The organism is Eudoraea sp. (assembly GCF_049665975.1).
Classification (GTDB): Bacteria; Bacteroidota; Bacteroidia; order Flavobacteriales; family Flavobacteriaceae; genus Eudoraea.
In genome coordinates, this window is sequence record NZ_JBATGR010000201.1 from 1 (window position 1) to 11,134 (window position 11,134).

At 35.2% G+C, this 11,134-nt stretch carries 12 protein-coding genes; 4 read left to right on the forward strand and 8 right to left on the reverse strand.

Annotated features, from left to right (window positions below; genetic code table 11):
• From WBN20_RS07445 to pyrH, 3 genes are all read right to left on the reverse strand, one after another.
• A partial coding sequence (locus tag WBN20_RS07445) for an efflux RND transporter permease subunit (RefSeq protein WP_424281240.1) occupies positions 1 to 2,053 on the reverse strand: 2,053 nt, incomplete at its 3' end.
• Positions 2,054 to 2,541: 488 nt separating this feature from the next.
• Complete coding sequence (frr, locus tag WBN20_RS07450) at positions 2,542 to 3,096, reverse strand: ribosome recycling factor (protein ID WP_424273156.1); 555 nt, start codon at positions 3,094 to 3,096, stop codon at positions 2,542 to 2,544.
• A gap of 38 nt (positions 3,097 to 3,134) precedes the next feature.
• Complete coding sequence (gene pyrH, locus WBN20_RS07455) at positions 3,135 to 3,842, reverse strand: UMP kinase (RefSeq protein WP_424273155.1); 708 nt, start codon at positions 3,840 to 3,842, stop codon at positions 3,135 to 3,137.
• 158 nt (positions 3,843 to 4,000) lie between these two features.
• Between pyrH and WBN20_RS07460 the strand changes: the two genes are divergently transcribed.
• The 3 genes from WBN20_RS07460 to WBN20_RS07470 all read left to right on the forward strand — a co-directional run bounded on the left by WBN20_RS07460 (position 4,001) and on the right by WBN20_RS07470 (position 6,676).
• On the forward strand, positions 4,001 to 5,872 hold the full coding sequence (locus tag WBN20_RS07460; RefSeq protein WP_424281241.1) for a peptidase M61: 1,872 nt from the start codon (positions 4,001 to 4,003) through the stop codon (positions 5,870 to 5,872).
• Positions 5,873 to 6,000: 128 nt separating this feature from the next.
• The gene (locus tag WBN20_RS07465) at positions 6,001 to 6,483 is read left to right on the forward strand and encodes a hypothetical protein (RefSeq protein WP_424273153.1); all 483 of its coding nucleotides are present in this window, start codon (positions 6,001 to 6,003) and stop codon (positions 6,481 to 6,483) included.
• On the forward strand, positions 6,467 to 6,676 hold the full coding sequence (locus WBN20_RS07470) for a helix-turn-helix transcriptional regulator (protein ID WP_424273152.1): 210 nt from the start codon (positions 6,467 to 6,469) through the stop codon (positions 6,674 to 6,676). The genes WBN20_RS07465 and WBN20_RS07470 overlap by 17 nt, the downstream gene beginning before the upstream one ends.
• 64 nt (positions 6,677 to 6,740) lie before the next feature.
• Here the strand turns inward: WBN20_RS07470 and tsf are convergent, their stop codons facing one another.
• The 4 genes from tsf to rplM form a co-directional block, all read right to left on the reverse strand.
• Positions 6,741 to 7,565, reverse strand: a complete 825-nt coding sequence (tsf, locus tag WBN20_RS07475; protein WP_424273151.1) for a translation elongation factor Ts — start codon at positions 7,563 to 7,565, stop codon at positions 6,741 to 6,743.
• Between the two features lie 65 nt (positions 7,566 to 7,630).
• Positions 7,631 to 8,803, reverse strand: a complete 1,173-nt coding sequence (gene rpsB, locus WBN20_RS07480; protein ID WP_424273150.1) for a 30S ribosomal protein S2 — start codon at positions 8,801 to 8,803, stop codon at positions 7,631 to 7,633.
• Positions 8,804 to 9,033: 230 nt separating this feature from the next.
• A complete protein-coding gene (gene rpsI / locus WBN20_RS07485; protein WP_424273149.1) occupies positions 9,034 to 9,420 on the reverse strand; it encodes a 30S ribosomal protein S9 in 387 nt (128 codons plus the stop codon).
• Positions 9,421 to 9,876, reverse strand: coding sequence for a 50S ribosomal protein L13 (gene rplM / locus WBN20_RS07490; protein WP_424274663.1), 456 nt, complete (start codon positions 9,874 to 9,876; stop codon positions 9,421 to 9,423).
• A gap of 268 nt (positions 9,877 to 10,144) precedes the next feature.
• Between rplM and WBN20_RS07495 the strand changes: the two genes are divergently transcribed.
• Positions 10,145 to 10,642 carry a hypothetical protein gene (locus WBN20_RS07495; RefSeq protein WP_424273147.1) on the forward strand — a complete coding sequence of 166 codons (498 nt, stop codon included), beginning with the start codon at positions 10,145 to 10,147 and terminating at the stop codon, positions 10,640 to 10,642.
• A 192-nt stretch (positions 10,643 to 10,834) separates the two neighbouring features.
• On the opposite strand, the gene WBN20_RS07500 is transcribed toward WBN20_RS07495, so the two are convergent.
• On the reverse strand, positions 10,835 to 11,134 hold a 300-nt coding region (locus WBN20_RS07500), incomplete at its 5' end, for a DNA polymerase (RefSeq protein WP_424281242.1).

Below are 11,134 nucleotides of genomic sequence, written 5' to 3' on the forward strand. Positions count from 1 at the left end.
CATCTACTGAAATCCCGAATGCGATACTAAAAACTAATATCGTTGAAGGTTTAATGGGCACACCTACAAAACCCATAATACCTGCAGTAATAGCCAGGGGTAAAAGATTTGGAATTAAAGAAATAACGATCATTCTGAAAGAACGAAATAAATAAGCCATAAATAGAGCTATTAAACCAATAGCAAGAGATAAAGAAAGCACTAAATTCTTTACTAAATATTTAGTGCCTTTTAAAAAAAGTAATGCTTTTCCGGTCACATAAACATTAAAACGATCGGCCGGAAAAATCTTCTTGATTTCATCTAGCATCGATTTTTCAATTTCTTCCATTCTGTCTGTCGGTACATCTTTGATGAAAGTGGTAATCCTGGCAACCTGCCCAGTGCTGTCGACAAAATTTTCAATTAACCCTTCATTACCCTGAGATTTTCGGGCTACATCCATAATAAAATTGTATTCCTGAGAAGTGGGTAATTGGTAATATTTAGGAATCCCGCTATAAAAAGCCTGCTTGGAATACTTTACTAAATTAACAACGGATATGGGTTTGGATAATTCAGGGGTCTCTTCAATCATTTCCCCCAACTCATTCATTTTTTTCAGTGTAACAGGTTTTAACACCCCTTTTTTCCTTTCTGTATCTATAACAATTTCAATTGGCATGATTCCGTTAAACTCTTCATCAAAAAATTGGATGTCTTTATAAAAGCCGGTGTTTTTAGGCATATCTTCAACAAGATTCCCGGAAATTTTAATTTGATAAATCCCAATAATGCTAATTATTAGCGCTATCAAAGAGATGGAATAAATAGTTATCCTTTTTTCCCTTACTATATGCTCCATCCAGTTTACAAAAGCATCTATCCATTTTTTGTTGAGGTGTTTCAGATGTTTTGATTTTGGCGGGTACATGAAGCTATACACAATTGGTATAATAAGAATGGAAAGCATAAAGATGCATAGTATATTTATCGAAGCTACAATGCCAAATTCAGTCAAAAGTTTACTGTCTGTAATTATAAAGGTGGCAAAACCACAAGCCGTGGTGACATTCGTCATTAGAGTTGCATTACCTATTTTGGATATGACCCTTTTTAAGGATAAAGCCTGATTTCCATGTTTTTTAACTTCCTGTTGATATTTATTAATTAGAAAAATACAATTAGGTATCCCAATTACGATGATAAGCGGTGGAATCAGTGCTGTTAAAACTGTAATTTCATATTTAAGAAGTCCTAAGATCCCAAAGGCCCACATAACTCCAATTAGCACTACACACATGGAAATTAGCGTTGCTCGTACACTGCGGAAAAAGAAAAAGAAAATTAAGGAGGTAACAATAAGAGCTGCTGCAATGAATATCCCTATTTCATCAATAATATTTTGGGTGTTCATTGTTCGTATATAGGGCATCCCCGATACCCGAACATCCATTTTGGTTTCCTTTTCAAAATCTTTTATTAGTGTATGAAGGTCTTTTAAAATAAAATCTTTCCGAACAGGAGTGTTTACAATATCCTTGTCCATATAGACAAGTGTTCTTATGGTTCCCGTTTCTTTATTATATAACAGGTTATCATAAAAAGGTAAATTATTGAACATATATTGAATTAGGCTGTCCACTTCAATATTATTCTGCGGAGTCTTTTCAATTAACGGCTTTAGAATAAATTGTTGCTCTTCCTTGTCCCGTATAAGTTCCTTAAGATTATCTATAGATACAACATAGTCTACCTCGGGAAAGGCAGCCAATTGTTTATTTAATCTGTTCCACCGATTAAAATTTTCAACTTCGTATAGTGAACTGTCTTTAATGGCGAAGGCAATAGTATTCCCCTCTTCACCAAATTTTTCTAGAAAATCTTCATAAGCAATATTCAGCGGGTGATCATCGGGGAGTAGATTAGCCTCAGAAGTCGAAAATTTCATATTCTTCCATTGAAGCGCCAAGAAAACGGTAGCAGCAACAATTAGAAAGAGGATAAGAATTCTATTTCTAAGAATAATTCTTCCAACCTTTGACCAAAATCCACTTGTAATCTTACTAACCATACTGTTATTTATGAATCCAGATTTTAAATACAGCTATAAAGTAAATTATATGTGCTCCATTTGAACGCCTGGTACTGATGCCCAATTGAATTATGAATATGGACAATCTTTATTTACTATTGTATTTTTAATCGCGGCAAAGGTAGAAAACAAGGAGGACTGTACCTAGAAACGCTTTATAAAATAGCGATTACAATCATATGTAACTCAAAGTGCTATTTGCTTAAGAATTTATGTAAATTGAGGAGAAGTAAAAAAAGCCAATAAAGAAACTCCAATTAAATAAAATTGGTTAAAAGGAATGATGTTATGCCGGATGAGAAAAACTATAGTAGAATTGCCATTATACTATATCGGGTATTAATAGTCATTTGTGCTATTATCGTTATTGTTGCGATTATTGCAATTTATTTTGGAGGTTAGACTACACTTCCTTAATAAGGTTAATGACTTGTAATTGTGTAGTATACATTATATAAAATGAAAAATTAGACTTTCATAATCTCTACTTCCTTCATATGAAGTATACTGTCTATTTTTTCTGTGTAAGTGTTGGTCATTTCCTGAATATCAATTTCCGCGTTTTTTTCAAGATCTTCAGATATCCCCAGGTTTTTTATTTCTTTATTAGCTTCCTGTCTTGCACTACGAACACTAATTTTAGCTTCTTCGGCTTCGGATTTTGCCTGTTTTACTAATTGTATTCGCCTTTCCTCGGTTAGGGGAGGAACATTAATAATTACCATCTCTCCATTATTCATAGGATTAAAACCAAGGTTGGCATTCGTAATAGCGGTTTCAATTTCCGACAGCATATTTTTCTCCCAAGGTTGAACAGATAATGTTCGGGCGTCTGGCGTATTTACATTTGACACCTGTGATAAAGGAGTCTGCGAGCCATAATATTCCACCATTACCGACGATAACATCGAGGGATTGGCTCTCCCTGCTCTAATTTTAACCAATGCCTTTTCCAAATGTAAAATGGCTCCGTCCATACTATCTTTGGTGGCCTCTAAAATAAATTTAACATCTTCGTCCATAATTTTTTTTATAACTTATTTACACAAATTATACCAAACTAAAGATCTACTACCGTTCCAATGTTTTCACCGGATACTATTTTCGTGAGATTCCCTTTTTTGTTCATATCAAAAACGACAATTGGAAGATTGTTTTCCTGACTAAGTGTAAAAGCAGTAGTATCCATTACTTTTAAACCTTTGGTAAGTACATCATTAAAACTAATAGTATCAAATTTGGTAGCAGTTTTATCTTTTTCAGGATCGCTGGTATAAATACCGTCAACTCTGGTTCCCTTTAAAATAACGTCGGCTTCAACCTCAATTGCTCGCAAAACTGCGGCAGAATCTGTAGTAAAATAAGGATTTCCTGTACCCCCTCCAAAAATAACTACCCGTCCTTTTTCCAAATGGCGCATTGCCCTTCTTCTGATAAAAGGTTCCGCAACTTCGTTGATTTTTATAGCGGATTGTAATCTTGTTTGTACACCTTTGAGTTCCAAAGCACTCTGTAACGCAAGACCGTTGATCACTGTTGCCAGCATACCCATATGATCTGCCTGAACCCTGTCCATGCCATTACTTGCCCCGGCCAGACCTCTAAAGATATTTCCTCCTCCAATGACAATTGCCACTTCAACACCTAGTTCTACTACTTCCTTAATCTCTTCTGCATAAGCTGCCAGTCTCATCGCATCTATCCCATATTGCTTGCTGCCCATTAGTGCTTCACCACTGAGTTTAAGAAGTATTCGTTTGTATAACATATTCTCTTAAGCTGATTTGGAAACAAAAATAGTCAAAAATATTTATGAGAACTCTTCGTTAATAGGTTTAATGTTCATCTTAATTATTTCCTAATAACCTGTATGATCTAAATTAATTTCAATAATCTTGTTTTTTAATTATTCTATCTCAATTATAAATGAAAAAATTATTTTTCCTTTACGTTTTCCTTGCTTTCCTATATGGCTGTGGCACTTCAAAATCTGTTTTATCAGCAGACAAAGCAGTTGTTGTAACAACAATAGATTTGGTAAATGTCACTAATGACAGAGTAAGTGTAACAATCAACCCAGGGTCATTTAGTAAACAAAAAATTTCCTTTTTTATTCCAAAAACGGTTCCGGGGACCTATAGTGAGGATGACTATGGCCAGTATATACAAGACCTCAAGGCTATTGATTATCAGGGCAATGAACTTTTGGTTACTTCTATCGGAACCAATGAATGGAATATTTCCAATGCGACAAAATTAGATAAGATAACTTATTACGCAACAGACACTTATGATAATGAAGGTGAATTAAGCGATCCTGTTTTTTCTCCTTCGGGAACTAATATTTTAAAGGACAAAAATTTTGTATTGAATCTTCATGGCTTTGTAGGTTATTTTGAGGGATTAAAGGAAATACCCTATGAGATAATTGTTTCTTCTCCTTCAAACCTGGTTCCCACAACATCATTAATTAAAAAGCAGGATGATATTAATACTACGACCGATACCTTTATTGCTTCAAGATATTTTGAAGTGGTAGATAATCCAATTCTTTATGCGAAACCAAACTTAGCTTCGTTTGACATCAATAATATTACGGTTAATTTAAGTGTTTATTCTCCTAATGATGTTTATTCTGCGGCAGATCTAAAAGAAAGCATGGAACTTATGATGAGGGCCCAAAAAGCATTTCTTGGCGAGATTGATGGAACTAAGGAATATAATATATTATTGTATCTGTCTACATTAGACGAAAATGATGCTTCCGGTTTCGGAGCTTTGGAACATCATACTTCCACTCTTGTGGTACTACCGGAGCAAATGCCTTTGGAAACTCTGGAAAAAGCAATGATAGATGTTGTTTCACATGAATTTTTTCATATTGTTACACCCTTGAATGTGCACTCAAAGGAAATTCAATATTTTGATTATAACGATCCAAAAATGTCTGAACACCTATGGATGTATGAAGGTACTACCGAATATTTCGCCAACTTGTTTCAGATTCAACAGGGTTTAATTGATGAGGCCGATTTTTATAAACGAATCATAGATAAAATATATAATTCTAAGTTATATGACGATGCAATGTCATTTACGACAATGAGCAGAAATGTATTAGAAGATCCATATAAAGGTAATTATGCCAATGTATATGAAAAAGGAGCCTTAATAAATATGAGTTTGGATATTATGCTTAGAGATTTGAGTAATGGAGAAAAAGGAGTACTATGGTTAATGAAGGAGCTTTCTAAGAAATATAACAATGACACCCCATTTGAAGACGATGAAATTATCGGAGAAATTGTAGATCTGACTTATCCTGAAATAAAATCATTTTTTGATACTCATGTAATAGGCAATACACCATTAAATTATGATGATATTTTGGCGTCTGTTGGATTGAGGATTACAGATATACAAGAGCGGAGTGGTTATTTTTTGGATGGAGAAATACCATTTATAGATATTGATCAAACGAATAATGATGCAATATTTATTAGAAGTGATATAGAACTAAATACTTTCTTTACAGATCTTGGGGCGCAGGGAGGAGATACAATAATGAGCATAGACGGCATGCCTATTTCATTAGAATCTATCCGACCTATTATCGGACAGAGTTTTCGATGGACATCCAATAGGAAAATTACTATGGTCGTTCAGCGAGGCGAGGAAGAATTAGTACTCCAAGGCAAAGTAGGGACACCAACTGTTAAGGTTTCCACCATTGTACCCTTGGATGATTTGGAAAACACACCTCAATCGGAAATTAGGAGAGCCTGGCTCAAAGGCTAGCGATTAAAATAAATATGCTAGTGAATTTTACCTGAATAACTGGCTATTCGAATCCCATATGTGCATAAAAAGTAAAAATAATTTGTCTAAATGTAAAGAAAACTTTACATTTGATTTAAAATTTAATCATGGAAACAAATTATTTACTTTCGTCAAAATTTAAGAGGATAGGTTTGATAATTCTTATTCCTTCATTGATTTTAGGGTTATATACACTTTTTACAGATTGGGAGCCTGCATTTTTTGATGCGAATGTATTGGGAATATTTATTGAAGACCTTTCTGGGAACAATCGATTTATTGGCATGGTCGAAAATAATATCTTAAATGAAATACTGGGTATTTTGGTCATCCTGGGAGGCATTATGGTGGCATTTTCCAAGGAAAAGGACGAGGATGAATTAATTGCCAAAATTCGACTGGAATCTTTGGTATGGGCCATGTATTTGAATTATGGGATCTTACTTTTGGCATTCCTCTTACTTTATGATTTCTCTTTTTATTGGGCTATGGTATTCAACATGTATACGATGTTGTTTTTCTTTATTATAAGATTTAATATCAAAATTTGGCGATTAAGAAAATCTGTGAGTTATGAAGAACAGTATTAAAGTTCAAAGGGCAATTCAAAATATGACCCAGGCTCAGCTCGCTGAGAAGGCAAAAGTAAGCAGGCAGACAATCAATGCTATGGAACTTGGCAAATATGTGCCTTCTACTGTTCTTTCTTTAAGGCTCTCTGTGATATTTAAGATCTCGGTAAATGAACTTTTTGAACTGGAAAAACAGGATTGGGTAAAATAGATCAAACAAAAAACCACTTTTCAAAAAGAAAAGTGGTTTTTTTATTAAACATTAAATGGGTGTTTTATCCTAAAGCTACCCTTTCAAAACCTGTGATTTCCAAATCAGGATTGACAGATTTGATGTATTGAGAAACACTCTGTTTATTATCTTTAATAAAATCCTGGTTAACCAGAGTATTGTCTTTAAAGAAACGTTTTAGTTTTCCCTTTGCAATATTATCCAACATGGCCTCAGGCTTTCCTTCCTGGCGCAATTGATCTTTGGCTATTTCTATTTCCTTGTCAATAACAGATTGATCTACTGCAGATTCATCTAGCGCAACAGGATTCATTGCGGCAGCCTGCATGGCTACATCTTTAGCGGCAGCAGCAGCACCTTCAACCGCACCCGAAAGTCCAATCAATGTTGCAATCTTGTTACCTGCATGAATATATGATCCAACAAAAGGAGCATTTAGTTTTCTAAAGCCACCAATTTCAATTTTTTCACCAATAACACCAGTCTGTTCAGTTAATTTTTCCTGTACTGATATGCCATTGTAATTAGCATTTAGGAATTCATCTTTACTATCAAAATCAAGTGCAAGTTGAGCCAGTTCATTAGCCAGAGCAACAAAACTATCATTCTTGGCAACAAAATCGGTTTCACAATTAAGTGAAATAATAACTCCCTTAGTTTTGTCGGAATTAACCTGAGCTATAGCAGCTCCTTCAGAAGAATCTCTGTCTGCTCTCTTAGCAGCCACTTTCTGTCCTTTTTTTCGAAGGATTTCTATAGCTTTCTCAAAATCTCCTTCAGCTTCAACCAATGCATTTTTGCAGTCCATCATTCCTGCACCTGTGGTCTTTCTTAAATTGTTAACTTCTGCGGCGGTAATTTTTACCATTATATTTTCTTTTTATTGAACACGAGTGTTCGTGTTCTGTTCTCAATTATTTAATTAATCTATAATTACTCTACTCCACCTTTGGCCTTATCCTGCCAATCTTTCAATTCATCCCAGTTTCCATCAGCAGCCATTTTTGCTTGTTTTGGCCAGGAATCCGGATCTAAATGTGCCATTCTGGAACTCGCTTCAGTAAGGATTTCCTTAATTTTTCCTGCATTCGCTTTAGCTAATTTCGCATAGGTGTCAATACCTGCTTTGGTAAGTGCTTCGGCAGCTTTTGGACCTATGCCTTCAATCTTTGTAAGATTGTCAGAATCTACTTTTGTTGTTTTTTTAACAGCAGCTTTTTCCTTTTTCTCGGTTACCGGCACAGCCTCTTCTTTTGTTTCCTTAGGAGTGTCTTTCTCTACAACAGCTTCAGCTTTTTCTTCTTTGGGTGCTTTTACGGCTTCAACTTTTTCTTTCTTAACTTTTTCTACAACTTCTGCTTCGGCTTTTGCAGTAGTTTTTTCAGAGCCACCTTCTTTTTCAGATTGTTTTTCGGATTTACGTTCTTCAAGGCCAGCAGCAATTGCATTTGTAACTTCCGTTAATATTACATCGATAGATTTAGACGCATCATCATTAGAAGGAATTACATAATTAATTGGTCTTGGATCTGAGTTGGTATCCACCATAGCAAATATGGGGATATTCAATTTTTGAGCTTCTTTTACGGCAATATGCTCACGCATTGTATCTACAATAAACAATGCGCCTGGTAAACGTGTCATATCGGATATAGAGCCAAGATTCTTTTCTAACTTAGCACGGAGACGATCTACTTGCAAACGTTCTTTTTTAGAAAGGGTCATAAATGTTCCATCTTTCTTCATCCTATCAATGGAAGCCATTTTCTTTACGGCTTTTCTAATAGTCACAAAGTTAGTCAACATACCACCTGGCCATCTTTCTGTGATGTATGGCATATTTACGTTGGCTACTTTCTCAGCAACAATATCCTTAGCCTGTTTCTTAGTAGCTACAAATAAGATCTTTCTACCAGAGGCCGCAATTTTTGACAAGGCTTCATTAGCCTCTTCTAATTTAGCAACCGTTTTATATAAATTGATTACGTGAATTCCATTCCGCTCCATGTAGATGTAGGGAGCCATATTTGGATTCCATTTTCTTGTAAGGTGTCCGAAGTGTACACCAGCTTCTAATAATTCTTTAACTTCAGCTTTTTTAGCCATTTTAATACTTAGTTTACGTTCTTTTGAATTAGCAATGTTGAAGTGGTATTCCTTCTTAACGGAAAGCCTCCAACATTTAGATGCTAAACTAAATTTAACCTTTTCCTGCTTTTATAGTTCCCTTAAATAGGGGTAACTAACAGGTTTAGATTTTTAATTGTCCCTTTAAATAAGAGACTTTCAATGAACTTGGGTTAAAAATCCTGAATTCATTCCAGGACTATATATTTTTATCGTTTCGAGAATTGGAATTTCTTTCTTGCTTTTTTCTGACCAAACTTTTTACGTTCAACCATTCTGGGGTCTCTTGTAAGCAATCCTTCAGGTTTTAGGAATTCCCTGTTTTCTGCCTCAATCTCACACAGGGCCCGTGATAAAGCCAGGCGTACAGCTTCTGCCTGTCCTGTGATTCCACCTCCGTAAACATTAACTTTCACATCATAAGTGTCCACGGTATTGGTTAAAGCAAAAGGTTGTTTTACTTTATACTGTAAAGTAGCAGTAGAGAAATAATCTTCTAATGTCCTTTTATTTACCGTAATGTTGCCTTTGCCTTCTGAAATATAAACGCGTGCAACAGCAGTTTTTCTTCTGCCTATTTTATGAATTATGTCCATCTATGTAAGGTCATTTAAGTTAATAGCCTCTGGTTTTTGCGCTTCCTGATCGTGATCAGTACCAGCATAAACTCTTAAGTTTCTATACAGTTCAGCTCCTAATTTATTTTTAGGTAGCATACCCTTCACTGCTTTTTCAATGATGCTTGCAGGGTTTTTCTCCAAGAGTTCCCGAGCAGTGGTTGATCTTTGACCTCCGGGATATCCCGTATACCTAGTGTAGGTCTTGTCTTCCCATTTATTGCCGCTAAGTTGAATTTTCTCCGCGTTCACAATAACAACATTGTCCCCGCAATCAACGTGTGGGGTAAAACTTGGTTTGTATTTACCTCTTAAAATTTTTGCCACTTTAGAAGCAAGACGTCCCAATGTTTGGCCTTCAGCATCAACTAATAACCACTGCTTTTCAACAGTATTCTTATTAGCCGATTTGGTCTTGTAGCTCAATGTATCCACTACTTATTTTTTTATAAATTAAACACTTCAATCCCGTTTAACGGGCTGCAAATGTACAACTATTAAGTTTAAATGCAAACCGTTATTTCTCTAATTTTTAAAAATAATTATGCCTTTTTAAATCTGATATTTTAAGCAAGATTTTACAAATAATATATAAAGACTGTTAAACTAACCATATAATAGTGCTCTTATCATACCACCTAAATATACTATATGGCCATTTTTTACGTTTTTCAACAGATAAAACATATATAAACCGAAAAAAATGAAACGTAACCTATTAACCCTTTTTCTTGCAACGGCTCTTTTATTTTCCTGCTCATCAGACAAAGATGATTTAAATCAGGATAATAATATTCTTGGGTCATGGGAACTAACCGCATTAGAAATTGATGAAAGTACGGCAAGTGATGATGAAGAATTCGCCCAGGATATTTTAAGCTTTTTATCGGCAATAAATTGTTCTATTATGACCATTACTTTTAATGCAGACCTAAGCGTAATTACTGAAAACTCAGGAAACTACCTGGAGATAAATGTAAACCCTGGAGGCAGTGGGCTCGATGTTCCATGTCCAACGGAGAAAGACACTAGCGTAGATAGTTATTTATATGAAGGGGGAGTACTAACCTATATAGATGAGGATCAGGTTGAGACTACTGTAAATGTAGAGATTTCAGGAACTACCATGAGAATAAATGCCACGGAATTAGATTTTGCTAATTTTAATGATGGTGGTGTTTTGATCTTTACAAAAAGGTAATAAGAAATACAACATATAATAAAAACCCTTCGTTTTTTACGAGGGGTTTTTATTTTTTATAATACTTGGTTTATAAACTCTGCTCCTCAGTTGCCAAATGTTCTGGCCTGTAATTACATGAAGCATGGTAGCTAGCAAAGCTACCGTAAAAGGGAAAATTGTTTCCATCATGCAGTTATTTGGGTCCCATAATTAGTGGGCTTCAAGCCAATTTTCACCGATACCCAGTTCTACATCTAAGGGTACAAGGAGCTCGTAGGCGTTTTCCATTTCGGTTCTGATCATAACCTGGAGATCTTCAAGTTCTGGTTTAAAAACGTCAAAGACCAGTTCATCATGAACCTGGAGAAGCATCTTGGTTTTAAAATTACCTTCTTTAAGCTTTCTGTGGATATTGATCATTGCTATTTTTATAATGTCGGCTGCGCTGCCCTGTATTGGTGCATTCACTGCGTTCCTTTCAGCAGCGCCGCGGACAATAGCATTACTTCC

Coding starts and splice junctions, on each gene's coding strand:
- frr (WP_424273156.1), bottom strand. CDS start 3,096: ATGGACGAAGATGTTAAATTTATTTTAGAGGCCACCAAAGATAGTATG.
- pyrH (WP_424273155.1), bottom strand. CDS start 3,842: ATGTTATACAAACGAATACTTCTTAAACTCAGTGGTGAAGCACTAATG.
- WBN20_RS07460 (WP_424281241.1), top strand. CDS start 4,001: ATGAAAAAATTATTTTTCCTTTACGTTTTCCTTGCTTTCCTATATGGC.
- WBN20_RS07465 (WP_424273153.1), top strand. CDS start 6,001: ATGGAAACAAATTATTTACTTTCGTCAAAATTTAAGAGGATAGGTTTG.
- WBN20_RS07470 (WP_424273152.1), top strand. CDS start 6,467: ATGAAGAACAGTATTAAAGTTCAAAGGGCAATTCAAAATATGACCCAG.
- tsf (WP_424273151.1), bottom strand. CDS start 7,565: ATGGTAAAAATTACCGCCGCAGAAGTTAACAATTTAAGAAAGACCACA.
- rpsB (WP_424273150.1), bottom strand. CDS start 8,803: ATGGCTAAAAAAGCTGAAGTTAAAGAATTATTAGAAGCTGGTGTACAC.
- rpsI (WP_424273149.1), bottom strand. CDS start 9,420: ATGGACATAATTCATAAAATAGGCAGAAGAAAAACTGCTGTTGCACGC.
- WBN20_RS07495 (WP_424273147.1), top strand. CDS start 10,145: ATGAAACGTAACCTATTAACCCTTTTTCTTGCAACGGCTCTTTTATTT.